The following is a 26,136-nucleotide window of genomic DNA, read 5'->3' on the forward strand; positions in this document are numbered from 1 at the left end:
TCGCAACCAGACGGTAGCGGAAATTGTTGCGGATGTGGTCGTTGAAATAGCGGCCCTTGGCGAACGCGGCCCGGAACGCGGCAAACGTTTCTGGCGGTACCCCCTCAAACTCGTACCGCTTGCCGCTGGCGACGAACCACACGGAGAGGGTCCTTCTATCCAGATCATATTCCATCTTGCGGATCGAAGTAGATGGCATGAGCACCACAGGCCGAGGCCCACGCCTTGCTGGGAGCGCGGGCCGATCGGGATAGCGATCTGCAGCAATACCTGGAGGGGGAGGATTCGCTGCGTGCACCGAACTTTCGCGGCGGTCCCGTGTTCCATCGAGATGCACAAAAAGGTAGCTGCACCTTCCGGCAGCACGTGGACGTTGGATTTCTGAGAAAGCGCAAGCGTCAATACTACTCTGGTGATGGAATTTCCCCGTGAGATAGGCACGCTCCACGGCGAAAGGAGTGCCCCGCCATGACCGTCCTCGCCTACAACCTTGCCAACGGGATCAAAGGATCGTGGAGGGTCGTCTTCGTGCCGGACGACCTGCATCTTATGTGGAATTCAGCCAGCCAGACCCCGACACAAAATCCGGCTGATTGGATGAGCTTGATGATCTCCTGCATGGCGGCCGAAAGGCGCACTCGACGAGCGAGCGCGCGACAGCTTGGTTTCGCTCATTAAGGGGGTTGACAGGGCGATGAGACAAGGGATACCCGCGCCGAAAGCTCTTATCAGTGAGGCGCGCGGGCTTGGCTTTGAAGCGTCAGCGGAGCGACACCGCGTTAAGCTTCCGGAGATGGCTCTTGAAAATACTTTCCAGGAGAGGCACCGAAGGCCGCGCGAAACACCGCGATGAAGGCGCTCGGGCCAGAGTAGCCGAGCGAGAAGGCGATGTCGCCGACGCTTCGGCCGGCGGCGAGCCACTCCACCGCTTTGAGAAGTTTCGCCTGCTGCCGCCAGGCGCGAAAACTCATGCCAGTCTCCGACTGGAAGTGACGCTGGAGGCTGCGCGGGGACATGGCGGCGCATGACGCAATCTCATCGAGCGGCCAGTCTGCACCCGGGTGGTTCCGGATGTCTTCGGCGAGGGCCCGAAGGCGTTCGGATATCGGCGAGGGAAGAGACAACGGCGCGACCGGACTCGCCCGAAGCTGGTCGAGAATGACTGCGACCAGTCTTTCGGCGCGAGCGCTGCCGGCCTCCGCACGGGGTACTTCGAGAAACGCCAGGATGAGTTCGCGCAGCAGCGGCGTCGTCCCGATCACGGAGACATCCGAGGGCAGATTTATGACCGCATCGGGCCGGAAGAAGAGATAGCTGCGATCGGTGTCCTGCAGGTAGGTCACTTCATGAAGGACCCCGGACGGCACGAACACGGCGCGTTCGGGCGGCACGATGAAGTAGCCTCGCTGCGTTTCCAGCCTCAGCGAACCTCGCACGATCTGAAAAAGCTGCGCGCGGTGATGCGCATGGAACGCGTAGGTCTGCCCCGCCGGCTCGACTCCGCCCTGAGCGACGGCGGTGTGCGGATAATCGCCAGAGCCGTCTGGGCGCTTCCTGATCGAGGTCGGTGTACCGCCGCTTCGGCGGCTCCCGGTCGGGGAGACGATGCTGCGTTCGACCGCAGCAAGACGCATTGGGGCATCGACGAGTTCGACGTGGTGAACCAGACTTTCTCGTCCCATCACATATGGCTCAGGGACGGCATCTGTCAGCGCTTTTCGGTTCCGTTCCGCTATGCTTGGCCGGCTGAGCTCGACCTCATGGCGCGACTAGCCGGCCTGACGCTCAAAGAGCGATGGAGTGGCTGGAAAAGGGAGCCGTTCACGCAGACCAGCGACAAGCACATCTCCGTCTGGCAGAAGGTTGGAGGCTAGGACGGGTCGGCCCGGTTCTCGGCTTGGAGGCGACCTTCGCGGCCAAGAGAATGGTACGAAAGTCATAGGTTTCGCGGAGCGCTGAATCCGAAACACGAAAGCCACAACGCCGCTACTCAGCACGTTCACGCTGGTCTGCCGCCTGCCACCCTTTGCCGAAAGTCGGGCCCCGGTTTCGGGCTGGAGCACGACTACCTGACGATCATCGCAGGGCGCGACGTCCGGCCCTGGACTCGGCTGGGGCAATGGCGCCCGGCCAAGCTGGACGAACCGGTAAAAGCTTGGCCCGCGCGATCCGGATCGAAACTGGGCCGCGAAATCTGGTGGCAGTCAACACTCGAGGAATTGCGTGTGGCAGAAAGACGGCTGCCAAAATAGAGCGGAGATGGTCCAGTGCAGGTGGCTAGGCCCGGCTGTTCAGGTCCTGCTCGATCTGGTGCGCCGATGCCAAGATGTCGTTGAAGCTCGGCGGAGTGCCGAAGATCATGGCCGTCGTATTGGCGTAGTCGCGCGCGAGCGCGTCCACCATCTTTGGAGCGGGCGCGATCGCGAAGCTGCCCGGGACTGCTGAGGCGAGGTCATAGTCGGGACGGTCGAAAAACATTCGTGCGTGCCGCACACAATCGGCGCCAAGAGCGAGGTCGCCGAGGGCTGCCTTCCCGGTCTCGGATCCAAGAAGACAATGCAAGTCATAGTAGTGCCGGGAGACCCGCTGGCCTTCCTGCCGCAATTCGCCGCGCCGCTCATACCAACGGCGCAATCCCTGGGTGATCACCACCTTGTCCCAAAAGGTGCGGGTCGCCTCGATCGTGGTCACGTCGGCGACGATGAGATCAATGCCTGCCGCTTCCTCGGCGACATAGGGCGTGATCGCGATCGAGCGGTTCGGATCGAGCGCCGATTTCGCCCCGGATTCAAGGCGTATGACCGGTCGCACATAGGCGCCATCACGCGGTTCGACCTCGGGATACCAGAGCAGCAGGGTCTGACCATCGGCATCGGCTTGGTCGACCTCCACCCGGCCGGCACCGTTGGTGATGTCGGCAAGTTGAGCGGTGAGGAAGTCTCGCAGTGGCCCTGTGATATACGCACGGCAGGCGTCCCGGATGGCGTCGAGCTTGGCGCGGCGCTTCTTGTTCGACAGTCCCTCAAGCTCTTCGACGGAGGCAGCCTCGTCGAGATCGTCGCGAAACACGGTAACGTCGATATCTTCGGAAAAACGCTGGATGAGGCCATAGCCTTTTGACAGCGACGTCCCGCCCTTGAAAAGCAGCCGTGGCTCCCCCGCAGGCCGTTCGTGGTAGAGCGAATTGAGGGTCCAGCAGACCCAGAAATCCTTTTCGACATTGCCCACCGGAGCTCCGATCCGATTGGCGGTGGCGAGGAACAGGTCGAGCCGGTCACGTGGGGATGCCGCGATGATCTGGCGGTAAGCATCGGTACTCATGGCTTCGCCTCGTGCGGGTCCGCCCTCAGGATTTCGCGGAGGAATTCCTGCATCCAGATCGGCACGGCGGAGAGACCGGCGCGCAGATCCTCGCGAATGGCCTCGCCGTGCCTGGGGTCGGCAAGCAGGCGGCGCAACGTCGCCTGGACACGCTTCCGTTCGCCCTTCTGGGTCAGCATGTCCTGCATCCAATGCAAGGCCTGGACGACCCGCATCCCCGGCCGATCCGCCCAATAGAGGCGGCTAGGGGCAGCGTATTTGAAGTGGATTTCCTGCGTGCCGAGCTTGATTGGCTTCAACCGCGCATCGACCAGCACTTCTATCCGGGCGGGGACGGCGGTCGTCAGGCCGAGGTCGTTGGCGGCCGTCATTCCATCGATGACGGCGCGCGCCCGATCGCGGCGCGTGACGGCGCGGATCACAGCGCGATAATCCGGCACGGTGGCGCGGCCAGTCAGGTTGTTCGTGCGCGGCCGGTCATAGAGGCCTCGGTCGATCCGGCGCAGCTCCCCGGCGGTTGCCAGGCGCTGCAGGGTTTTGTCGACGGCGGCGCGTGCGCCGAGATCGGCGAAGTCGCCGGGGGTCCAGACCTCGTCGGGTTTGGACTCAATGCGGGCAAACAGGCGCGAGCGAAGATCGGCATCGGGCTTAACTTTGGGCATGTCCGAAATATGCTACAAGTTTCGGACAAAGGCAAGAGATCAGTCCGAAATATGCTACAATTTTCGGACACTGCGTGCCGCCCAAAAATGGAACTCGCATGGCCGCGCTCTGGACCGCCAAGGTTTCGAATGCCTCTTCCGCAGGGGCACGACGTCATCCCGGTTGACTCTTAGTCAAGACGAGAACAAATGTAGAACCTATCACGGGCTTTCCCGTTTCCATTTCCGAGCTTCGAGAACGCATCGCGCGTCTCAAAGGCGGAAGCGCGCGCCCGCACGGTTTTGCCGTTTGGAGTGGCCGCCATCGACAGGGCGCTGCCGGGAGGCGGACTGGCCTTTGGCGGTCTGCACGAGGTGGCGGGCGGAGGGAATGGCGCCGTCGACAGCGCGGCCGCGGCACTGTTTGCTGCCGGCCGTGCCGCGCGCACGGTTGGCAAGGTGCTGTGGTGCGTTACCCGGCCCAATCTGTTCGCACCGGCAATCGAAAGGCCGGCCTGCCTCCGGGAAGGGTGATCTATGTCGAAGCCGGCGACGAAAAATCCGTTCTCGCCTGTTTCGAAGAGAGTCTTCGCGGAGGTTTTGGCGCTGTCGTTGCCGAGATAGCCCGGCTTTCGATGACGGCCTCACGAGGGGGTCGAGTGGGATGAAGTGATCGAGACCGCGCTAACGCTCCGCGACATCATGGAAGCGGAAGGTCTGCAGAGCTGGCCGAAGGTGACGGGCGGCAAGGGCATTCACTTGATGGCCCCACTTGAGACGAAGATTACGCACGACAATGCCCGGCTCCTTGCCCGATCGTTCGCCAAGCGCCTCGCTGAAGCTCATCCCGATCGCTATCTGCTCTCCGCTGCGCCGGCAGCCCGAAAGGGCCGCATCTTCATCGACTACCTTCGCAATGGGGGCGCGGTAACACGGTCGGCGCCTTCTCCCCACGAGCGCGACCCGGCTTCCCAATCGCCCGTCCCGTGACCTGGAGCCAGGTTGAGGCAGTCATCCGTCCAGATGCCTTCACCATTGACTGTCCGTTTAGGGCGGCTGCGAGAAAAGCAGCGTGAGCAATCTCGCAGCGCATTCTATAGCAGTGGGCGAAGACGCCCAGCGATTCCGCCGAACATTCGATCATGTCAACTACTTGCCGGACGGGTCGATCTCTATCCAGGCGGGCACGTGATCACTCGGCTTTTCCCAGCCTCGCAGGTCAGCGTCCACGCCCGCGTCACGTAACCTGTTCGAAAGTGATGGGCTGACGAGGAGGTGGTCCATCCGCAGGCCGGAGCTCCGATCATAACCGCCTCGGTAGGAGAAGTTCCAGTACGTGTAGATGCCTTTCTCCGGATGAATGCAGCGGACGGCATCCATCCAGCCATTGTCTAGCATTTCGGCGTAGGCCTGCCTGCTCTCCGGAAAGTAGACTGCGTCGCCCGTCCAACGTCTCGGCACCACCGCATCGATCGGCGTTGGCACGACGTTGTAGTCGCCGCACAGAACGCTTGTGATCCCCTCCTTGAGCAGTAGCTGGCCGTAGCTGATCAGACGGTCGAACCAGCGGAGCTTGTAGTCGAATTTCGGGCCGGGCGCTGGATTGCCGTTGGGCAGGTAGATGCACCCCACGACGATCCCATCCACCTCTGCCTCGATATACCGGCTGTGAGTGTCGTCAGGGTCACCCGGCAGGCCGCGTCGACGCTCCAGGGGCTCCTTTCCCCGTGCGAGTATAGCTACACCGTTGTAGGACTTTTGCCCGTGCCAGATCGAGCCATAACCGGCGTTCCTGACGGCTTCCGCGGGAAATTTCTCATCCGAAGTCTTCAATTCCTGAAGGCACACGATGTCATAGTCGGTCTGACCCAGCCACTTGATGAGCAAGGGCAGACGACCGTTCACCCCGTTGACGTTAAAGGTTGCGATACGGGTCATCCGAAGTTCTCAACAACCCTTGGCGATTTGAGCATCGAAGGCTTAGATGTTGATGCTTGCATCATGCCGGCAAAGGGGGGCCTTGTCAGTCGTCTTTCTAGAATGGCGGTCGAGCAGTTTCATCAAGCGTGCCAGATGGAGCGATGAGCGCAGGAGCTGGTCGTCGGGAGCGTCGTAGCCGAAGTCGCGAGCGGTAGATGCGGCGCTCACAATCCGGCGTTAAGGCGGCCGCAACGCACGGACTCTTCGGACGGGTGGAGCTTGGGCAGGTCTACTGCGGACTGAGGGCGACCGCCTTGGGTCCAGTAGGTTTAAGTAATGCTGCGAAGGAATCCTATATGGCCGAGCCACAGCTCTCAATTCGTAGCGGCAAGGCGGGCGATCTTGCGAAGGGTTGAACCGAAGCACGGCTGACCTTGTGGACCACATCGGTAGCCTCAAAATGGGAGGTCTTTGAGAGAAGAAGCCGACAAGAGGAATAATAAGCCGTGACCATGCGGTGTTTAGCTGGTCTATTCACCGCATAAATCGCGGCAAATGATCTTGCATATACGACGATTGAGGCCCATATTCGACGCAAAAAGTGCGGAGAATATGGCGACCTATATCTACGAGCTTGAAAACTGGCCGCAGTTCGAGTGGCGCAGCCAGGACCTTGCCGATCAACTGGCGACGGTGCGCCATCGGCAGGGCCGGCTGCTGGGGCGGATGGAGGCGCTAGGCTTCGAATTGCGTGCCGAGGCGATGCTTCAGACCCTAACGGAGGACGTTCTCAAATCCAGCGAAATTGAGGGTGAAATTCTCGACAAGGAACAGGTGCGGTCGTCCATCGCCCGCCGACTGGGCATGAATATTGGCGCACTGGCGCCGGTCGACCGCGATGTCGAGGGCGTGGTCGAGATGATGCTCGACGCAACTCAGAACTATCAGGCGCTACTTACGGATGAGCGGTTGTTCGCCTGGCATGCGGCCCTGTTTCCGACGGGTCGCAGCGGCATGACGAAGATTATCGTCGGTGCGTGGCGGCATGAAGCCTCTGGTCCGATGCAGGTCGTCTCAGGTCCCATCGGTCGGGAGAAAGTCCACTATGAAGCTCCAGCAGCGGCCCGGCTTGAGCTTGAAGTGGCCTCGTTCATCGACTGGTTCAACGGTTACGCGCCGCTTGATCCCGTTCTGAAGGCGGGGGTCGCCCATCTATGGTTCGTCACCATCCATCCCTTCGAGGATGGCAACGGCCGTATCGCCCGCGCGATCGCCGACATGATGTTGGCGCGATCGGAGGGCAGCGCTCAGCGGTTCTATAGCATGTCCGCGCAAATCCGGGCGGAGCGGAAGGACTACTACGCGATCCTCGAACGGACGCAGAAGGGCAGTCTCGACATCACCCCTTGGCTGCAATGGTTTCTAAGCTGCCTCGACCGCGCCTTCAGCGGGGCCGAGGAGATTTTGGCCAATGTGCTGCGAAAGGCCCGTTTTTGGGAGGAGATGGTCCAACGACCTCTAAGCGAACGCCAGCGCAAAGTCGTCAATCGGCTCCTGGACGGCTTCGAAGGCAAGCTCACCTCCTCGAAATGGGCAGTGCTGACCAAGACCTCACCTGACACGGCCTTGCGCGATATCAATGATCTCCTGGCGCAAGGGATACTCGTGAGAGATGAAGCCGGTGGGCGAAGCACGAGCTATTCGCTGGCAGGATTGGATGACGGGCCGGATCGCGCGCCTCGGCGACATCGTTGAAACAGGAGCGCGAGCCGACAGCGCGCGCCCAAAGCATGATTGGCCCGCTCGATTGGTTCGGAGAATGCGTCTATTCCGTTTGTCGCTCGGCACTGGTCCATCGGGTTCGGTCGCAAGCCGTTAGGGCCAGTCATTGACGAACTTTCCGCCTTGATAGCCGCCGTTGAAGCCCCAGCGAGCGGTTTGATAGGCTGCAAAACCCCTGAATCGCGCTTTGGCTTTGCCTAGGCACCCAACGCCTTCTGGTTTCGCCATCCTGACAGCACCACAACCCGTACGGCAACCGACGCTGGGCCTGACATTTTTTCTCCTATTTCTGCGCAGCCGCAACTCGCTGCAACATCGGTTTTGACATCAAGCCATCAGATGCCATCTTGCTAGCAGGCGAAATGAGCCTATACAGTGGGTGCCAAGGAGTCCGATATGGCCGAGCCACAACTCTCAGTCCGCAGCGCCAAGGCGCGTGATCTTGCACACCGGCTTGCCCGTCGTGAAAACCGCTCGATTGCGGAGGTGGTCGAGCGCGCCCTCGAATCTTACGAGGTCCGCGAGGCCGGTCGTGAGCCTGCTTCTGCCTTCTACCCGCGGCTTTCAGCGCAATCCGGCACAGACATCGACCTTGAGGCGGTGATCCGTGAGAGTCGCCGGCCGAATCGAGGCGTCGAGCTTTGATCTTTGTCGATACGAACGTCGTTTCCGAAACGTTGAAAAAGACCCCAGACGAGGCAGTCATTGCCTGGCTGATCCGATACGATGCCGAACTCGCGCTTCCAACCGCGATGATTGCCGAGATCGCGTTCGGCATCCAGAAGATAAGACCGGATCAACGTGCCGAACGGCTGGAGCAAGGGTTGTCGGACTGGCGCCGGCGTTTCGCAGACCGCATCTTCGGTCTGACAGAAGAGGCTGCGCTGGTTTATGGGGAAATTATGGGTGCTGCTGCTCGCCAGGGACGCGGCATGTCGGCACCCGATGGCATGATCGCGGCGATCGCTCGGGTAAACGGTGGCCGCCTCGCCACGCGCAATCTGACTGACTTCGAGACGGCAGGACTCGTTCTGACATCTCCGTGGGAGTTCTGAAGCGTTTTCCTGTCGTCGCTGTTGTTCAAGCCCATCTGCCAGTCACAGACGGGCTGCAAGGCCGTCAAAGCGCAGGCGAGCGATATCAGGTTCGATTTGCATGCCGTCAAAATCCCCTGAAGGTCACTCGAAGCGCCTCAGCGGCAGCCTGACCGTAAGGGTACGGCAACCGGCCTGCCTTTCTTCAGGAAAACCATTGGCCTCGCTGGGCTTGTGAGACAGCGAGAGATGCCCGATCTGAAACAGATGGCGGATGTGAAACAATTGAAATTGCTCGGCGTCCTGGCAGCGACGGCGATCGGTCTATATGTCTGTTATCTGCTGGCGTGGCCTTTTTTGCCGGCATTGACCTGGGCGCTCGTCCTGGCAATTATTCTGTCTCCGGCTCACCGGTGGGTTGAGAGACGGGTCGGAAATCGAAACCTGGCAGCGCTGATATCGGTAAGCGTCGCGGCGATCGCCGTCGGCCTGCCGCTGGCGCTCGTCGCACAACAGCTCGTTCGCGAGGCGGTAAACGGAGCGACTTATCTGGAGGAGGTCATCCGCGGTCGGGACGCAGTCGGCTTCATGTCTGGCTATCCCACGCTTTCGGCCATTGCCCAATGGATCGAGAACCAATTCGATCCGGCCGGCTCAGTCGCCGCATTCGTGCAATGGCTGACGGGACAAAGCACATCGCTATTGCGTGGCTCCATCTATCAAGTCGCGATGTTCGGCCTGACATTTTATCTTCTGTTCTATTTTCTGCGCGACCGCCAACATGGCCTGCAAGCCGTCGCGGGCCTTTCGCCCCTGCGCGCTCCGGAGACAGCCTACATCTTGTCTCGCTTTGCGGAGACCGTCCATGCAACACTGCTCGGCACCGTGTTCGTCGCCGCCGTCCAGGGAACATTGGGTGGCCTGATGTTCTGGTGGCTCGGCCTGCCGACGCCAGTCTTTTGGGGCCTTGTCATGGGACTTCTTGCCATCGTGCCCGTGCTCGGGGCGTTTGTGATCTGGGTGCCCGCAGCGGTCTATCTCGCACTGGAGGGAGCTTGGGCCAGCGCAGCGATATTGACCGTCTGGGGCGGCGTCATCGTCGGCGGCATCGACAATCTGCTCTATCCGATGCTTGTCGGGAATCGGTTGCGCCTCCACACGGTGGTGGCCTTTATCGGCGCGGTCGGCGGCATCGTCTTGTTCGGAGCATCCGGCCTTGTCCTCGGACCTGCGGTGATCGCCATCACAATCAGCCTCATCGACGTGCTAAAGACTCGATTGACCGACCGGCCGACGCCGGCGCGCGCTGGTGAGCTACCGCATCAGTCCGTGACGGATTGATCAAGCGCGAAAAGGGCGCTGGTCTTCGAGTGGTAGCGCGAAACCTGAACAACCTCTGGGCAGAGATCTCAACGAAGGCAAGCACATCAGCCAGGCTGCTGTATTGCGGCAAGCTTCCAGTCACCGCCGTTCTGCCGCGTAAAGGTCCACAGTTCGGCCGTCTCCGTCGGCTGATCGGCCCCGCCCTCAACGATCTTGCCGCTGATGCGGTCGCGGGTCACGTCGCGAGACTCATAGCGCAAAGCAGCCGTCGCGTAGTCGCGATCACCCTCCCGCCAACTTTCCGCAATATCGGCCTCCAGCAGGCTGACGTCCGACACGTCGTTCCTGACGCCCTTTTTGGCATTGTCGGCAAGTTCCTCGGACAGATAGGACACCATCTCGGGTGTCCCCAACCGGCGCAATGCAGCATGATCTTCGCGCCCGAATGCCTCCTGAACTTCCGTCAGCCGTTGCTGGAACGTGTCGAGGTCGGTTTGGGTGAGTGTGATCTCATCGGAAGCGTTGGCTTGGCTCGTTCCGCCAAATCCTGACCCGATGCCGGTAATGGAGGAAGTCGGGCCGTTGCTCGGCTCGTGCCGCGCTGCTGCGTTTCGCGCAAAGGTCCCGGTGCCCCGCGAGGCACCAGCCGTAACGGACGCTGGGCTTTGCGCCGACTGCAAGCGGAAAAAGCGGATCGCCAGCATGATCGCGCCGCCGAACAGCAGTACTTGGAGCAAAAGACCCAACATGCCGGCCAAGCCGCCGAACCCATGACCCAGAAGAACGCCGATCAAACCGCCGAGAAGCAGCCCACGTATCATCGATCCGCCGAGGCCGTTGAAGAAGCCCGGGCGCTGGAATGCCTGCGGCTGACGGGCCGCATTGTTCGTGGCCGCATTGGGCGTCATCGAGCGCTCGACCGGTGCGGCCGGTTGCGGCGCAACTCTGGTCGGCGGGACCGGCTGGAAAGTGCGCATGCCGCGACTGCCGAAGCTGCCGCCACGGCGCGCATCGGCGTGATCCACAGCGACCATGGAAAATGCCAGGAACAACCCCGCAAACAAAAGTGCAAACCATCCCCAACGCGAAATCAGCATAGGCAAGTCCTCAAGTGACACTCTTTCCGCTCATATGGGGTGCATCGATCGAAATAGCAGTGAATCGTCCGTCGAGATATTTTCGGGCGGCATGGTCGGCCGCCCGCCGGTGTTCACGACGAGAATGTCTGCCCTATCCAAGCGCGATGATCGCTGTTCGACCACGCAGGCTCCCGCACCCGGCCGACCGGCATCGGTCGCGTCAACAGCATCGCTCATGCAAGCCTGTGGTCATCGATGTCCCCGGCGATGATGCCGAGGTTCCCGGCGAAGACTCGATTGACTTACAGCTTTCCTAAGTACTATCAACATATCTGGAAAACCTGCCATACAGGTTTGCCCACTCCTGAACTGGAGATTGCGTGAGCACGGCCGTATCCGCAAAACATTCCGACGCAGCGAGCCTGGTCAGCAATACGATCGGCGAGATCACGCGCCATATCCGCGCGCATGAGCTCGGGCCCGGCGACCGGCTGCCCAGCGAGGCCGCGCTTTCGAGACAATTGAGCGTCTCGCGTACCGTGGTTCGCGAGGCCTTCAGCTCGCTCGCCGCCATGCGGCTTATCGACCTGAGGGCGGGCAGACGGGCTACCGTCGCCGAGCTGGATTATGGCGCGATGTCACTGGTGATCGAGCATGGCGTCCACACCGAGCAGATCACGGTGCAGCAAATCTATGACGTGCGCCGCACGATTGAGACCCGCACCGCCATGCTGGCGGCCTTGCGCAGAACAGCCGACGAAGTGGAAAGGATCAGGACGCACGCGCTCGCCATGCTCGAGAATTTCCAGCGGCCGGAACAGGTCATGGAGCACGATCTCGCCTTTCACCTCGAAATCGCCAAGGCTGCGAAGAATCCGGTTTTCAGCCTCATCGTCGGCGCGTTCGAGCGCGTATCGCGCCAGACCTGGCCGATCGGCTGGCGGACCCGCCCTTCGGATGCCGAGCAGTTGGCGATGATCCAGATCCATATCGACCTCGCCGAAGCAATCGAGACCGGTGATCCCCAGTCGGCGCGTGACCTGATGGCGAGGCATTTTGACGAGAGCGTCAAGGCCCTGCTGGCGGCCGGCATCGCCTGAGGAGCAGGGGCGCAATGAAGATCACGAAACTGGAAACGCTGCGGCTCAAGGAGCGGCCGAACCTTCTCTGGGTCCTGGTTCACACGGACGAAGGCCTCGTCGGACTCGGCGAGACCTTTTTCATGGCTGAAACCGTCGAGACCTATCTGCACGAATATGTCGCGCCTTGCGTGATCGGGCGCGACCCCTTGCAGATCGACCTGCTTGCCGCCGACCTCGTCGGCTATCTCGGTTTCCGATCGACGGGCGCGGAAGTCAGGGGCAATTCCGCTTTCGACATCGCGCTTTGGGATCTGTTCGGAAAGGCGACGGGTCAGCCGATCGCACAACTCCTCGGCGGGTTCACCAGGCACGAGATCAGGACCTACAACACCTGTGCCGGAACCGAATACATCAAGAAGGCCACCGGGCAGACGACGGCCAACTACGGGCTCGATAAGCCTGGCGACGCCTATGATGATCTGAACGGCTTCCTTCACCGCGCCGACGAACTGGCGCATTCGTTGTTGGAGGAAGGTATCACGGCCATGAAGATCTGGCCCTTCGACATGGCCGCCGAGAAAACGCGCGGCCAGTATATATCGCAGCCCGACTTGAATTCCGCGCTGGCGCCATTCGAGAAAATCCGCAATGCGGTCGGCGACAAGATGGACATCATGGTTGAATTCCATTCAATGTGGCAGCTGCTGCCGGCCATGCAGATCGCTCGCGAGCTTGCCCCCCACAAGACCTTTTGGCACGAAGATCCAATCAGGATGGACAGCCTGTCCAGCCTGAAACGCTATGCCGAGGCTTCGCTGGCGCCGATATCGGCTTCGGAAACGCTCGGTTCCCGGTGGGCCTTCCGCGACCTTCTCGAAACCGGAGCGGCCGGTGTCATTATGCTTGATATCAGCTGGTGCGGCGGGCTCTCGGAGGCGCGAAAGATCGCTGCCATGGCTGAAGCATGGCACCTGCCGGTCGCGCCACACGACTGCACCGGTCCAGTGGTGCTCGGCGCATCGACCCACCTGTCGCTGAATGCGCCGAACGCGCTTGTCCAGGAGAGTGTCAGGGCCTTTTACAAGACCTGGTACCGCGATCTTGTGACCGCTTTGCCGCAGGTGAAGAACGGCATGATCACCGTGCCCACCGGACCGGGCCTCGGCATGGAACTGAACCCGGAGATCGATCGCGCCTTCACGGCGCTTCGACGGGTGAGCGACGCATCTACTCTCTGAAAATGAACCTGAAGCAGCTTTCTACGGAGGAGGAGAACCATGAAGAAGCTACTTATCTCGGCAGCCTTGGCAGCAGTACTGGCTGGAGGCTCGGCAATCGGCTCACGCGCACAGGAGCCGATGAACATCGTCTTCACGCATCATTCGTCGGCGTCGAACCCGTTCTGGCAGGCGGTGAAGAAGGGGTTTGACGACGCCTGCGCCAAGATCCAGGCCAATTGCCAGATGGTCTTCACGCAGACCGAAGGCTCGATCGAGCAACAATCGGCCAACATGCAGGCGGCACTCGCGGCAAAACCGGACGCGCTGATCACCTCGATCGTCGACAACAATGCCTTCGACCAGATCATCGCCGACGCCCGCGCTGCCGGCGTCACGGTCATCGCGTCCAACGTCGACGACACCGAGGGTGCCGCCGGCAATGCCCGCCAGGCTTTCATCGGCCAGGGCTTCATTCCCGCCGGCTACGAACTCGGCAAGAAGATGTCCGAGTTCTTCCCCAAGGAAGGCAAGATCAGGGCGCTCGTCGGCGTCTCCGCGCCCGGTCAGAACTGGTCGGAACAGCGCGCTGCCGGCGTCATGAAGTTCCTTGAGGAATACAAGGCGGCGAATGCCGGACGCGAAGTGGTCATTGAACGGCTCGACACCGGCACAGATGGCGCGGTCGTCGCCGATCGTGTTGGCGCCTATCTGTCCGCCCACCCGGACACCACGGTGTATTTCGACACCGGCCTTTGGCATGCCTACGTCGCCCAGGTCCTGATCGATCGCGGCATCGAGCCGGGCAAGGTGCTGATGGGCGGCTTCGACATCGTCTCGGAAGTCCTGCAACAGATGGAAGCGGGTTACATCCAGGTTCAGGTCGACCAGCAGCCCTACATGCAGGGCTTCATGCCGGTGATGGAAGCCTATCTCGCCAAGAACGTCGGTCTGCTGCCGGCAGACATCGACACCGGCAAGGGCATCATCGTCAAGGAAGACGTGCCAAAGCTCAAGGAACTGGCCGCACAAGGCGTGCGGTAGGCGCGAAGCCGGCGTCCTCTCCTCGTTCTTTACGCGGAGAGGGCGAGGGCGAGGGCCAGGCAGCAAGGCCTTGGGCGTCGGCTCCGTCCCAACCTCCAACGGCATCTCCCTTGTCAGGGGCGCGGTAGCCGACAGACTGCCGCCATCCCTTGCCGATGCGACAAGCCAGCGCAAACAATCCCAAGCCGGAGCGAATGATGAAGCGCTTGATGAAGATTTATCTGGAGAAGCCGGAGCTTGCGGCGGTCGTGTTCCTGCTCCTCCTCCTCCTCGTCTTTCAGATTCGCTCGAACGGCGTATTTCTGAACACACAGAACGTGCGCGGAATGCTTGGGCTGCTGCCTGAAATGGGGCTGGTCGCGATCGGCGTGACCCTGCTGATGATATGCGGCGAGTTTGATCTTTCCGTAGGCTCGGTCTTTGCGCTGACCCCGATGACCATGGCGGTGATGCTGGCGGCAGGCGTGCCGTTCGCGCCGGCCTTTGCCGCCGGGCTCGCGATCGCCGCCCTGATTGGCTTCTTCAACGGATTCATAACGATTCGTTTCGCGATACCAAGCTTCATCACCACGCTTGGCATGCTGTTCATCGCGCGTTCGCTGACGGTGGTAATCTCCGGTGGCTTCCCTCCTGTCATCCCGGCCAACGCTCTGCCCAAATGGCTGTTTACGATCTATGTGGGGCCGGGCGACCTCTTTCGCATGTCGTTCTTCTGGTTTCTCGCCGTGGCAATCCTGGTGACGGTGCTTCTGTCGCGCACGAATTTCGGCAACTGGGTGCGCGCCACCGGCGGCTTTCTGCCCGCCGCGCAATCGATGGGCATCCCGACGGCCCGGGTGAAGGTCGCCTGCTTCATGATCTGTTCGGTGCTCGCCGGCTTTGCCGGCACCATTCAGGTGATGCGGCTCGGCGCGCCGCTGCCTTCGATCGGCGAGGGGCTGGAGTTGCAAGCCGTGTCGGCTGCCGTCATCGGTGGCGCCTCGCTGACTGGCGGCATTGGCACCATCTTCGGCGGCATCATCGGGGCTGCCCTGATCCGCGTCATCGACAACGGACTGGTGCTGAGCCAGGTTGACGCCAACTGGTTCAAGATGGCAATCGGCTTCCTGACCATCTTCGCGGTCGTCGTGAACGCCTGGCTTCGAAAGCGGGGCAGGGCAATGAAGGTGGAGACCTGATCATGGCGGCACCCATCATCGCGATCAAGGGACTCCAGAAATGGTATTCCGGCGTCCACGCCTTGAAGAACGTCACTCTCGACATCTACCCAGACGAGGCGCTGGGCCTCGTCGGCGACAACGGCGCCGGCAAATCGACGCTGATCAACATCCTGTCAGGCACCCAAAAGCCCGATGGCGGCGAGATCAGGATCGACGGTGAACCGGTCCGATTCTCGAACCCGCGCGACGCCATGGATCGCGGCATCGAGACGATCTACCAGTACAATTCGATGGTCCCGACCATGACCATCGCACGCAACGTTTTCATCGGACGCGAACCGGTGAAGGGCTCGGTTTTCGGCATCGGCATCCTGGACCAGAAGCGCATGCGTGACGAAAGCGTCAAGGCGATCGCCGACGTCGATCTGCATCTGAGGTCGCCCGACGCGCTGGTCGGCGAACTGTCGGGCGGCCAGCGCCAAGGCGTGGCGATCGCCCGGGCCATGCACTTCAAGTCGAAAGTCATGATCCTCGACGAGCCGACCAATCATCTCTCGGTCAAGGAGACGCGAAAGGTGATCGGCTTCGTTCGCGCCCTCAAGGCCCAGAACATCACCAGCGTCTTCATCAGCCACAACATGCATCATGTTTTCGAATGCTGTGACCGGGTCGTGGCGATGGCGCGCGGCGAGATCGTTCTCGACAAGCGGATCGGCGAGACTTCGATCGAGGAAATCCACGAGGTTCTGTGACGCGAAGAAGCGATCACTCGCGAGCCGCTCTGCTGGTAGAGGTCAGTCTGCGCTACGGCTTTTCCGCGAGGATCGCCTCAGCGGTCTTCTCGTCGGTGATCAGCACATCGACGACGCCGAGACGTAACACGGCACGCAGCACCGGAACCTTGTCGAGACCGCCGGAGGGCAGGATCACAGTGTCGATGTCGCGCAGATGTTCGGGGGCGAGGCCGATGACACGGCTGTTTAGCGGGTGATCGACGAGTTGTCCGTCGGCGCCGATCCAGTGGCCGCAAATATCGCCGACGGCTCCGGCTTTTTGGAGCGATCTGAGATCATCGTCTCCTACCAGTCCGATCCGAAAGATGGTGGCGTCCTTGTGCACCGCGCCCACCGAAACGAAAGCGGCGTCAACGTCGCGGGCATGGGTGAAAGCGTCTTCCAGAATGGACTGGCGCATAAGCAGATCGCGCGTGGCCTCCGTATCCGTGAACACGGGTGCTGCGATGTAGAAGCATTCCGCGTCGAAAAGCGCCGCGAGCCGCGAGGCGATTTCATAGATGTTGATCGCCGATCCACGCGTGAGCCCGCCGAGCAGGGAAACGACCGACATCCCTCTGACGGGGCGTACGGTCACTGAGCGCAGACTAAGCTGGAGCGTCCGTCCCCATCCCACGCCCACCGATATCCCGTCACGGATTCTATGCGACAGGGCTTCACCGGCAGCGGCTGCGATCACCTGTGGCACCAGGGCGGGATCGGGCGGTGTCGGAACCACGATTGGGTCGGAAACGCCATAGGCGTCCCGCAGCCGGTGCTCCAACTCGATGCAGTTCGCCACCTTGGAATTGATGCGTATCTGAACGATCCCCCGCTGGCGGGCATGCGCCAGCATCCGGTTGACGCGAAGGCGGGTCAGGCCAAGAGACTTGGCGATTTGTGCTTGCGTCAGGTCGCCGACATAGGCAAGCCAGGCGGCGCGCACGAGCAGCCCTTCCTCGCGATCGGATGTGACGGAACTCGTTACGGCTTGGCGGCCGTCGCGTTTCTTTCGTGCTGGTTTCTCCATCAGATCATCCTGTCCACTCCGCGGCAGCGGGTCCAGAGCGGGCTTGGCGGAGCCAGTGCTCATCGATATGAGGCATCAATCGAGTTTCCGGGCTCCGCTAGCCTCGATGATAGCGGTCGAAGGACAAGACCAGCGGAGCATCATGGCAAATTGCGTCGATGATGGCTCTCGTCAGCGGCAGGCGATCGTGGGGAAGTACACCCCGGGCCATCATATTCTTCAAAGTCGGACCAAGGTCCAGCGCCAGTTGCGCGCCCTCGACCGTGTCCGAACTCATATGTTCGCGCTTCGCCACGGAATAGGGCAGGCCGCGGCCGAGAAGGCGCCCCATGCGACCGTTACGGCCCGCCTGGCAGGTCACATAAAGATCGCCGGAGCCGGCCAGCCCCAGCACCGTTTCGACCTTTCCACCCAGGGCTTCGACCAGAATCGCCATCTCGGCGAGGGACTGCGAGAAAAGCGACGAGGCTAGGTTGTGCATGAGTGCGCCATTGGGCGCCTTGCCGTCGCGCTCGAGCAGCCCGACGGGAGCGCCAACGGCGAGTGTGTAGAAATTCTTGAAAGCGGCGCAGATCTCGACGCCGACGAGATCGGATGACGATCGCGCATGATAGAAAGGCGCGTGCAGAATGCGGGACGCCGCGGCTACCTGGTCGGGATCATGCCCGGCCACGATCACAGAGGTGTCGCGCTGCGCCGCCAGTTCGCCGGCAATGCACGGTCCGCCGACGGCCATCACCGGGACCGACAAGCCGGTGCGTTGCTCGATCTCGCGGGCAAGCAGATGTGGCAGGATTTCCACGCCTTCGTCGCTTGCCGCAAGCGCTTTCGTAATCATCAGTATCGGCACGGGCGACTTGATGCTTTCTGCAATGCGGTCGATCGCCCAAGGAATGCCGGCCGACGAGACGCCGAGTACAAGCAGATCGGGTCCATCGTTCATCGCCGGAGCGAATTCGGTCCAGGAACAGGCGGTTACGACATCAGGCAGAGTGATGTTGAGGCGTGGGTGATGAGTTGTGCTGGCCACCGAGCCGACGATCTCCTCATCGAGATGGGTCCCGACAAGAGTGATGCGGTTACCAGCGTGAGCGGCCGGAAGCGTCATGGCAGAGCCCATGACGCCGGCGCCGAGGATAACGATCCGCGCCATTCAGCTTCTTCCCTTGTCCAGCCGCTCGCCGCTGCCTTCGTCGAACAGGTGGATTCGCTCAGGCGCCGGCTCCAGATGGATCACAGCTCCAGGAGAGAGCTCCATCCGGTCATGCAGCACCGAGCAGATTGCGACGTTACCCATGCTGGCAAAGATGTGAATTTCGGGGCCAGTCGGCTCGACAACCGTAATCCTCGCCGGAATGCCGCGCCCGTCGGCCACTGGTCGAAGATGTTCGGGGCGAATACCGTAGATCACCTTTTGGCCGGGCCGGACCGCAGCCCCTGGCGGGAGCGGGAGGGATAGCTCGTCGGTCCGCACAACCCAGGCGTCGCGCTCGGAAGCCACCTCGCCATGGAACATGTTCATTGCGGGCGAGCCGATGAAGGAGGCGACGAAGAGGTTTGCCGGGCGATCGTAGACATCGAGCGGGCGCCCGATCTGCTCGATACGGCCGTCGCGCATGATGACGATGACGTCGGCCATGGTCATGGCCTCGATCTGGTCATGCGTGACATAGACGGTGGTGGTCTTCAGCCGCTGGTGGAGCTCCTTGATTTCGGTGCGCATCTGCACGCGCAGCTTGGCATCGAGATTGGATAGGGGCTCGTCGAACAGGAACACAGTTGGGTCCCGCACGATGGCGCGACCCATGGCGACGCGCTGCCGCTGGCCGCCCGAAAGCTGGCGGGGATACCGTTCCAGATAGGGTGTCAGGTTGAGGATCGATGCCGCCCACCCGACCTTCTGTTTGATTTCTTCGTTGGGGCGCTTCTTCAACTGCATGGAAAAGGCCATGTTGTCGAAGACGGTCATGTGCGCGTAAAGCGCGTAGTTCTGGAAGACCATCGCGATGTTGCGGTCTTTGGGATGGAGCGTGTTGACGACCCTGTCGCCTATGGCGATCTCACCGGACGTGATGGGCTCGAGACCGGCTATCATGCGCAACAGAGTGGACTTGCCGCAGCCGGACGGCCCCAGCAGAACGACGAACTGGCCATCCTCGATCGAGAGATCGAGTCCATCGATAATCGAGAGGGCGCCATAGTCCTTCTTTATGTTGCTGATGGTGACAGACGCCATAAATTGCTACCCTTCGATTGCCCTTGCCGGTTGGATCTCATTTTCGCTTGCGAGCGATTGGCGATCGGATGCGCTCTCACCATTCGCTCTCCAGAAACTCTTCCAAGAGTCCTGCATCGGCTGCCAAATTGACAAAGGACCATCGGCCACGGATTTCTCGCGAATAGCGAATGGCATCGTGCCAAAGCGCGCGCGGCAGGCCTAGTTCCGCGCCGGTGACCGGCCCCCCGGCAGCCTTGAGTGCTGCCTCCATGCGGGCGACCGGCATTGCCATTGGCCGAACCTCCTGGCGCAGCGCCGGCCAGATTTCCGCAAGCCTGCGGTTGAAGATTTCCGACTGGCTGGCGTCGAGTGCCGTCTTCTTCATCTCGGCAATGCAAAGTGGTCCAAGTTGCGCGCCATAACGGGCCAGCATCGCCGCCTCGTCGATGGCGGTCGGCTTCACCTGCGGCGGCTTTTCCATGTCCAGCAGCCGCGCTTGCAGCCGCGCCATGACCAGCGAGGCAACCCCCACCTGCTGGCCGTGCGTGGTGCCGGGATGATGGTCTTGCGCGAACATGTCGACCCAATGGGAAATCTGGTGCTCTCCCATGGACCCGGGATGGGAAACGCCGGCAAAGCACACGCCCATCGAGCACAGCGTCAGGACGCGCTGGAGATGCCCGACAGCGGTGACGTCATGCCTGGCAAGGCCAGGCGCATGGGCCAGCATCGGCTCCTCATCGCCCGCCTGCAGCAGGTAGGGCACCTCGGAATAGTAAGTGTCGAACAGCCGATGCGAAGCCCACCAGTCGATCTGGGCCGTGGAGCGGCAGAGGCTGTCGCCAAGCCCGGCGGCGCTGAGCCAGGCGGGCGCTGCGGCCGACACGCCAAGATCCAGGAAGATGCCCCTGGGGGCGTGTGAGGGCAGCGAGATCTTGAGCCCGGAGGCCAAGGTCACCGACGCTGTCGAGGCGCCGTAGCCATTCATCGAGGCGGCCGTGCCGAAGACGGCATAGGGTCGCTCGTCGAGGAAGGTTGCATGCTTGCAGCTGTCATTGAGGACGCCCGACCCGACGGCCACGACCCCTTCGGCGTGACGTGTCTTCTCCCTGACCATCTGGATCGTCGCCTCATCACAGTCGAGGCCGTCAGGCAGCACGATTTCGTCGATGTCGGCGATGGCACGCAGCGCCTTCGCGACGCGCCTGCCCATCACATCGACGGTGTTGATATCGGAGACCACGGCGATGCGGCTGCCTAGCTTCAGCGGCGCAACGAGATCCGCCTCGCGGCCTTCCGTCGTCTCCAGCAATTCGATCGTCTGGAACGGCAGGACCGCGGCCGCGCCTGTCTTGGGATCTGTCCAGCGTCCAGCGACAACGTCCTCGATCAACGCGTTCCAGTTGGTCGTTTCAGCCATGATCGGCCTCCATGAAGGCCGCGAGGCGTTGATTCCAGGCTGCAAGCGTTGGCCAAAGATCAGCATGGATCGCAAGAAGTTCGGCGTAGAGCGCGGCCCGTTTCGTGTCCGGTTCGAAGGTTTTGGCCGGCTCGCTGGCCATTGCGAGCGACGCTTCGGCGATGGTGGAAAACCAGCCCACCCCCTTTGCCGCCGCCATCGCCGCGCCTAGCGAGGAGGCTTCGACGGTCGTCGAACGTTTTACGGGACGGCCGAGTGCATCCGCCAGAATCTGCATCCACAGGTCGGACTTCGCTCCTCCGCCGATGGCTATGAACTGGTCGATGGTCTGGGCGGCAGCCGCAGCCGCCCGCTGACTTGTCGCGGCCTGATGCAGCGCTATGCCTTCCAGCACGGCGCGATAGATGTCGCCGCGGCGGCTCGAGCCCGAAAGCCCGGCAATCACACCACGGGCCGCACTGTCCCAGTGTGGGTCCATGACGCCCTGCCAGTAGGGCAGGAGCATTATGCCGCCTGCGCCGATCGGGCTGGCAGCGGCTTCGGCCTCGAGCGCCTCCAGGGCATCGCTTGCGCCATGCAGATCGACGCCAAGCATCTCGCGCGCCATCCAGTCGACAAGAAAAGTGCCGGCGCGAAGGCACGTCTCGTAGATGTAGCCATTATCGGCGACCGCCGTTTCGGTGCGGAAGGCCTGGTCGTGGACGTAGTCCGTGCCGAAGCTGCCGGAGACGACCGCCGTGCCGAGGTTGATGTAAGCGCATCGCGGCTGCAACACACCAGCGCCCGTGCCGGCGCATTGACCGTCGCCGCCGCCGGCGACGATCGGCGTGCCCTCGCGCAGGCCCGTCGAAATGGCCGCTTGCGACGTCAGTTGGCCCAGAACGGTGCCGGGCCGCGCCAGATCCGGCATCATGCGCCGGGCGACGCCCGCTGCCTCCAGTATATCGTTCGACCAGTCCATAGCCCGCATATCGAGTATGCCCATCGGGTCGGCGGATGCGGTGGACGTCACCCACCGGCCGCTCAAGCGAAAGACCAGATAGCCGTGGACTTCGGCCATCCGCTCCACGCGGGCAAAAATCTCGGGCTCTTGCTCGCGGAACCAGATCATGCGGTAAAGGCAAGGAATGACGTCCAGCGGCTTGCCGGATATTGCGTGGACGCGTGCCGCGCCGAAACTCTCGCCGAAGCGCCGTGCTTTCCCACGGGCGCGCTCATCGAGCCAGAGCGTTGCCGGCCCGACCGCCTGGCCTTGCTCGTCGAAAAGGCCGAAGCTTTCGCGTTGGTTGGCAATCGCAAGGGCGGCAATGCGTGCCGGCGAAACCGTTGACGTCACGGCGCGCAGCGCTGCGACCGTCGAGGTCCACCACTCGGCCGGATCCTGCTCGAAATAGCCCGAACGCGGGTTGGACATTGCAAGCGGTGCACGACCTTCGGCCACGGCCAGACCATTGCGGTCCCAGGCGATCGCCTTGGTTGCCGAGGTCGAGGAATCAATGCCGATGACGAGATCAGGAACCATTGCCGCCACGTTGCCAAACGGCGAGGGCGGCCGAAGCCGCCTTCGCCCAAATCACCGACCAGCCGCTAAAGACCGGCGTCCTTGACTTTGCCGTCGACAATGCCGGCAATGGCATCGAGGCACGCCTTGGCATCGCCGCCATAGTCTTGGCCCGTAAGCAACTTGCCGAGCTCAACCGGAATGTCGTTGTTCGACAGATCCGCCCAGATCGGCATGTCCGGCTCAGATCCCATCTGATTGTCGATCGTGTATTTGATCGCGTCGAAATGGCGTGTCGTTCCGGGGCCGACAACAGCCTTCGCCTTGACCCGAGGATCTGTAAAAGAGGAATTGCGCATCGGCGAGGCGCCGCCGCCGAGCGTCGATACCCGCGCCATGACATCCTTCGAGCAGACCCACTGCATGAACAGCCATGCCGCTTCCTTGTTCTTGGAATATTGCGACAGCGAGATCGTCGAGCCGCCCTGGTGGCCGACGGCCGGGATTTCGTTGAAGCCGCAATCGGCAGCGGCGCGACGACCAGGAACTTCCTTGGGCGCGGGCAGGGCCTCGAACAGGCCTTTGACCTTGGAATCCTTGGCATCGAAGCCGGGGAAATCCTCGCCCCAGGTGATTGCCATGGCGGCTTGTCCCTGTGTCAGGGCCTGTCCTTGGCCGTCCCAGGTCCAAGTCGTCGCCGACGGCGGCGAGTTCTTGACCAGCTCCTGATAGAATTTGAGCCCGGCCACGCCGCGCTCGTCATTGCCGACAAACTTCTTGTCCTTGTTGAAGACAGAACCGCCATGGCCCCACAATGCGAAGGTCCAGTCGCATTCCAGCGAATAGTGGCCGGACTTCGCCTGGCACGCGGTGCCGAAGATGCCGTTGCTCTTTTCTGCCTCTGTAAGCGCCTGGACGGCCTTGAGGTAGGCGTCGAGGTCTGTCGGCAGGGCAATGTTGTGTTTGTCGAAAAGATCCTTGCGGTACATCAGGATGAAGATCGGAATATCGAATGGAATTCCGCACTGTTTGCCGTTGTACATGGCGATGCCGTCGACCAGCGGCTTGGAGAAATCGTCCCAGTCGAAGTTCGGCATCGCCAGTTCTTTGTTCTGGTCGTAATACTCGCGCGGATCGACGACATCCTGGGCAAATGTCGCCATCCAGGACTGGTCGAGATAGTAGACGTCATAGGTGCCAAGCTGGCCCTGTACGTCTTGCGTCGCCTTGGCGAGAACCTGCTCCAGCGGCACGATCTCGACTTCCACCTCAATGCCGGTTGCCTTGGTGAATTCACCCGCGACAAGCTGGTTGGCAACAATCGTTGGCGGCGTCGCTTCCGACGTGTAGCGGATTTTGGTGCCGACATATGGTTTGCCGACGTCGGCCAGCCACTTCAGCATATCGGCGTCCTGGGCGCGGGCTTCTTCAACCCCGAGGCCCAGCATCCCCCGACTGGTGCGGCCACCACCTAGCATGGCCGATCCGAAGGCGGAAAAGCCGACACCGGCGAGCGCCATCTTCCTCATGAAGTCGCGTTTGGTTATCCGGCGCGCCGTAAAGTCATTGCAGGTATCGGCTACGAATGTCTTCTTGTCGTGTTCACTGAAGCTCATGATCGTTCCTCCATTGCGTTTTTGTCGTCGTTCTTCTCGTCAGCGCCTCACTCCTTCAGCGATCCGAGGGTGAGGCCGCGGACCAGATGCCGTTGAACCAGCAGGATAAAGATGAAGCTGGGTATGATCGCGGACGTGCCGAGCGCTGTGATGTAGCCCCACTCGGTCGCGGTCGAGGTGACAAAGGTCGAGATCTTCACCGGCACAGTGCGGATCGACGTTGTCAGGAACAGTGAGAGCAGGAACTCGGTCCACGAAAAGATGAAACACAGCACGGCCGTCGCAGCGATGCCGCCCTTGACCATGGGAAGGACCACGCGTCGGAACGTCTGCCAGCGCGTCGCGCCGTCAATAAGCGCCGCCTCATCAACCTCGCGCGGAACATCGTCGAAGAACGACTTCAAAAGCAGAACCGCCAGCGGCAGGTTGATCAAACTGTGAACGAGGACGAGGCCCGTATAGGTATCGCGCAAGCCGAGATCGCGGAACATGAAAACGATTGGAATGACGATCGCGATTGGCGGCATGAAGCGCTGCGAAAGAATCCAGAACAGGAAGGACTGCTGGCCGCTGAACTGCATTCGCGACAGGCAATAGGCGGCCAGGGTGGCCAGCAGCAGCGTCAGCGCCGTAGATCCGACGGCTATGATGGCGCTGTCGAGCAACGACTGGCGGGAATCGTATGAACTGGCGCCACCCTTGATCACCCCGGCCGCCTCGCCGCCCTGTTCCATGCCGATGTCGACGCGTGAGACGCCAAGCAACGTCACACGGTAATTGTCCGGCGTCGGTGTGAAACCGACGTAGACCGGTCCGCTGCGGTCGAAGATCGCCGAATAGGGTTTGATAGACGACAGCGCCCACCACGCGATGGGGAACATGAAGATCGCCACCACCAGGACGGCGAGCACGTCGCGGGCGATCGTTTGGGCGCGCGACGACTCCATCAGAACCTCACCTTGAACAGCCTGACGAAGAGATTCGACACGACGATCAAGACGACGAGCACGATCAGCGACAGGGTCGCGGCATAGGGGAAGTCTCCGGTGAAGTAGATACGGCCAGCGTAGAACGAAAGCGTCTCGGTGGCCGTGCCTGGCCCGCCGGCGGTGATGATGTAGACGTAGTCGTAGATGCGAAAGAGATCGACGCCGCGGATCAGCACCGCGACCGCTATCACCTTGCGCAGCATCGGCAATGTGAGCCGCAAGAACGTCTGGATGCCGTTGGCCCCGTCGATCGCGGCTGCCTCGAAAGGTTCCTTCGGCAGCGCCCTGAGCCCTGCCAGGATGATGAGCACCATGAACGGCGTCCATTGCCATATGTCCGCCAGCAGGATCGCCGCCAATGCGGTTCCGGGCTGCGTCAGGATCGGCTGTGCCGGCGAGATCAGGTCGAGGGCATAGAGGTAGAACGACAGGACGCCGAAAGAGCCGTCCTGCATCAGCAGGAACATCATTCCGGTCACCGCAGGCGGCACCACCAGCGGCAGTGTCATCAGCGCCCGCAGCACGCCGTAACCTTTGCGATCGGTGTCAAGCAGAAGCGCGATGAGGATGCCGAGCGCAAGCTGAACCGCAAGCGCGACGAAGGTGTAGATCAGCGTGGTTTCCAGCGAATGCCACATACGCGCATCCGAGAAGGCGCGCGTCCATTGGTGGAGCCCGGCGAAGTCGAGCTGACGGGAAACGACATTGCGTTTGTGAAGCGACAGCCAGACCGAATAGGCGAGGGGATAGATGCCGAAAACGAGAAGCATCACCGTGATCGGCGCGAGCCAGGGGAAAGGATGCTCGGCCGTCATGAACCGGGGAAGGGCCCATCTGGGCGCTTCGCGGGTCACGGTCACCGTGCTCACGCGCAAATCTCCGCTCGGTCACACAGACGCATCGGCCTTCTCCCTATCGGCCAGATTGTGCCAACTTGAACTTTTGTAAGTTTGTTGTGCCTTTTGTTAAGAACGTGTCGGACGGCC

At 61.7% G+C, this 26,136-nt stretch carries 24 protein-coding genes and 2 pseudogenes; 12 read left to right on the top strand and 14 right to left on the bottom strand.

Translation table 11 applies throughout. From position 1 onward, the window contains the following. Positions 1 to 199 (bottom strand): KTSC domain-containing protein (locus tag NKI41_RS29595; protein ID WP_352686286.1); only part of this gene is annotated, 199 nt, incomplete at its 3' end. Positions 200 to 468: 269 nt separating this feature from the next. Between NKI41_RS29595 and NKI41_RS29600 the strand changes: the two genes are divergently transcribed. Next, entirely contained in the window at positions 469 to 678 is a 210-nt protein-coding gene (locus NKI41_RS29600) for a hypothetical protein (RefSeq protein ID WP_352503899.1), read from the top strand. Between the two features lie 101 nt (positions 679 to 779). On the opposite strand, the gene NKI41_RS29605 is transcribed toward NKI41_RS29600, so the two are convergent. The 3 genes from NKI41_RS29605 to NKI41_RS29615 form a co-directional block, all read right to left on the bottom strand. Next, entirely contained in the window at positions 780 to 1,682 is a 903-nt protein-coding gene (locus NKI41_RS29605) for a helix-turn-helix transcriptional regulator (RefSeq protein ID WP_352686288.1), read from the bottom strand. Positions 1,683 to 2,277: 595 nt separating this feature from the next. After that, the gene (locus tag NKI41_RS29610) at positions 2,278 to 3,321 is read right to left on the bottom strand and encodes a nucleotidyl transferase AbiEii/AbiGii toxin family protein (RefSeq protein WP_352686291.1); all 1,044 of its coding nucleotides are present in this window, start codon (positions 3,319 to 3,321) and stop codon (positions 2,278 to 2,280) included. Continuing rightward, positions 3,318 to 3,983, bottom strand: a complete 666-nt coding sequence (locus NKI41_RS29615) for a DUF6088 family protein (protein WP_352686294.1) — start codon at positions 3,981 to 3,983, stop codon at positions 3,318 to 3,320. The genes NKI41_RS29610 and NKI41_RS29615 overlap by 4 nt, the downstream gene beginning before the upstream one ends. Positions 3,984 to 4,183: 200 nt before the next feature. Between NKI41_RS29615 and NKI41_RS29620 the strand changes: the two are divergent. Continuing rightward, positions 4,184 to 4,612, top strand: a pseudogene (locus NKI41_RS29620) (ImuA family protein); the annotation flags it as partial. Positions 4,613 to 4,664: 52 nt separating this feature from the next. Further along, a pseudogene (gene ligD / locus NKI41_RS29625) lies at positions 4,665 to 5,038 on the top strand (non-homologous end-joining DNA ligase LigD). 73 nt (positions 5,039 to 5,111) lie between these two features. Here the strand turns inward: ligD and xth are convergent. Further along, positions 5,112 to 5,900: an exodeoxyribonuclease III gene (xth, locus tag NKI41_RS29630; RefSeq protein WP_352686297.1), complete on the bottom strand. Its 789-nt coding sequence runs from the start codon at positions 5,898 to 5,900 to the stop codon at positions 5,112 to 5,114. Positions 5,901 to 6,494: 594 nt separating this feature from the next. On the opposite strand from xth, the gene NKI41_RS29635 reads away from it, so the two are divergent. The 4 genes from NKI41_RS29635 to NKI41_RS29650 all read left to right on the top strand — a co-directional run bounded on the left by NKI41_RS29635 (position 6,495) and on the right by NKI41_RS29650 (position 10,039). After that, positions 6,495 to 7,637: a Fic family protein gene (locus NKI41_RS29635; protein WP_352686300.1), complete on the top strand. Its 1,143-nt coding sequence runs from the start codon at positions 6,495 to 6,497 to the stop codon at positions 7,635 to 7,637. Positions 7,638 to 8,060: 423 nt separating this feature from the next. After that, complete coding sequence (locus tag NKI41_RS29640; protein WP_352455498.1) at positions 8,061 to 8,309, top strand: plasmid stabilization protein; 249 nt, start codon at positions 8,061 to 8,063, stop codon at positions 8,307 to 8,309. Next, a complete protein-coding gene (locus NKI41_RS29645; protein WP_352503245.1) occupies positions 8,306 to 8,719 on the top strand; it encodes a type II toxin-antitoxin system VapC family toxin in 414 nt (137 codons plus the stop codon). Before NKI41_RS29640 ends, NKI41_RS29645 begins: the two co-directional genes overlap by 4 nt. 228 nt (positions 8,720 to 8,947) lie before the next feature. After that, positions 8,948 to 10,039 carry an AI-2E family transporter gene (locus NKI41_RS29650; RefSeq protein ID WP_352686304.1) on the top strand — a complete coding sequence of 364 codons (1,092 nt, stop codon included), beginning with the start codon at positions 8,948 to 8,950 and terminating at the stop codon, positions 10,037 to 10,039. Positions 10,040 to 10,125: 86 nt separating this feature from the next. On the opposite strand, the gene NKI41_RS29655 is transcribed toward NKI41_RS29650, so the two are convergent. Further along, positions 10,126 to 11,118: a Tim44 domain-containing protein gene (locus NKI41_RS29655; RefSeq protein ID WP_502901255.1), complete on the bottom strand. Its 993-nt coding sequence runs from the start codon at positions 11,116 to 11,118 to the stop codon at positions 10,126 to 10,128. 362 nt (positions 11,119 to 11,480) lie between these two features. On the opposite strand from NKI41_RS29655, the gene NKI41_RS29660 reads away from it, so the two are divergent. The 5 genes from NKI41_RS29660 to NKI41_RS29680 all read left to right on the top strand — a co-directional run bounded on the left by NKI41_RS29660 (position 11,481) and on the right by NKI41_RS29680 (position 16,355). Continuing rightward, positions 11,481 to 12,200: a FadR/GntR family transcriptional regulator gene (locus NKI41_RS29660; protein WP_352503247.1), complete on the top strand. Its 720-nt coding sequence runs from the start codon at positions 11,481 to 11,483 to the stop codon at positions 12,198 to 12,200. Between the two features lie 14 nt (positions 12,201 to 12,214). Continuing rightward, positions 12,215 to 13,420 (top strand): mandelate racemase/muconate lactonizing enzyme family protein, encoded by a 1,206-nt coding sequence (locus NKI41_RS29665; RefSeq protein ID WP_352686307.1) that lies wholly within the window; start codon positions 12,215 to 12,217, stop codon positions 13,418 to 13,420. A gap of 39 nt (positions 13,421 to 13,459) precedes the next feature. Next, entirely contained in the window at positions 13,460 to 14,443 is a 984-nt protein-coding gene (locus NKI41_RS29670; protein WP_502895713.1) for a sugar ABC transporter substrate-binding protein, read from the top strand. Positions 14,444 to 14,640: 197 nt separating this feature from the next. Continuing rightward, positions 14,641 to 15,621, top strand: a complete 981-nt coding sequence (locus NKI41_RS29675) for an ABC transporter permease (RefSeq protein ID WP_352503300.1) — start codon at positions 14,641 to 14,643, stop codon at positions 15,619 to 15,621. 2 nt (positions 15,622 to 15,623) lie between these two features. After that, a complete protein-coding gene (locus NKI41_RS29680) occupies positions 15,624 to 16,355 on the top strand; it encodes an ATP-binding cassette domain-containing protein (protein ID WP_023678772.1) in 732 nt (243 codons plus the stop codon). A gap of 52 nt (positions 16,356 to 16,407) precedes the next feature. Here NKI41_RS29680 and NKI41_RS29685 read toward each other — a convergent pair whose 3' ends face one another. The 8 genes from NKI41_RS29685 to NKI41_RS29720 form a co-directional block, all read right to left on the bottom strand. Next, the gene (locus NKI41_RS29685) at positions 16,408 to 17,406 is read right to left on the bottom strand and encodes a sugar-binding transcriptional regulator (protein WP_352686310.1); all 999 of its coding nucleotides are present in this window, start codon (positions 17,404 to 17,406) and stop codon (positions 16,408 to 16,410) included. Between the two features lie 97 nt (positions 17,407 to 17,503). Further along, on the bottom strand, positions 17,504 to 18,559 hold the full coding sequence (locus NKI41_RS29690; RefSeq protein ID WP_352686313.1) for a hypothetical protein: 1,056 nt from the start codon (positions 18,557 to 18,559) through the stop codon (positions 17,504 to 17,506). Continuing rightward, positions 18,560 to 19,642 carry an ABC transporter ATP-binding protein gene (locus NKI41_RS29695; protein WP_352503251.1) on the bottom strand — a complete coding sequence of 361 codons (1,083 nt, stop codon included), beginning with the start codon at positions 19,640 to 19,642 and terminating at the stop codon, positions 18,560 to 18,562. Between the two features lie 76 nt (positions 19,643 to 19,718). Next, entirely contained in the window at positions 19,719 to 21,044 is a 1,326-nt protein-coding gene (locus tag NKI41_RS29700) for an iron-containing alcohol dehydrogenase (protein ID WP_352686316.1), read from the bottom strand. Next, complete coding sequence (locus NKI41_RS29705) at positions 21,037 to 22,566, bottom strand: xylulokinase (RefSeq protein WP_352686318.1); 1,530 nt, start codon at positions 22,564 to 22,566, stop codon at positions 21,037 to 21,039. Before NKI41_RS29705 ends, NKI41_RS29700 begins: the two co-directional genes overlap by 8 nt. Positions 22,567 to 22,631: 65 nt before the next feature. After that, on the bottom strand, positions 22,632 to 24,161 hold the full coding sequence (locus NKI41_RS29710) for an ABC transporter substrate-binding protein (protein ID WP_352686320.1): 1,530 nt from the start codon (positions 24,159 to 24,161) through the stop codon (positions 22,632 to 22,634). 47 nt (positions 24,162 to 24,208) lie between these two features. After that, positions 24,209 to 25,108, bottom strand: a complete 900-nt coding sequence (locus NKI41_RS29715) for a carbohydrate ABC transporter permease (RefSeq protein ID WP_352503255.1) — start codon at positions 25,106 to 25,108, stop codon at positions 24,209 to 24,211. After that, positions 25,108 to 26,019 (bottom strand): carbohydrate ABC transporter permease, encoded by a 912-nt coding sequence (locus NKI41_RS29720; RefSeq protein ID WP_352474341.1) that lies wholly within the window; start codon positions 26,017 to 26,019, stop codon positions 25,108 to 25,110. The genes NKI41_RS29715 and NKI41_RS29720 overlap by 1 nt, the downstream gene beginning before the upstream one ends. Positions 26,020 to 26,136 lie beyond the last annotated feature (117 nt).

The sequence above is a fragment of the Mesorhizobium sp. M0601 genome, assembly GCF_040320845.1.
In the GTDB taxonomy this organism is placed as follows: Bacteria; Pseudomonadota; Alphaproteobacteria; order Rhizobiales; family Rhizobiaceae; genus Mesorhizobium.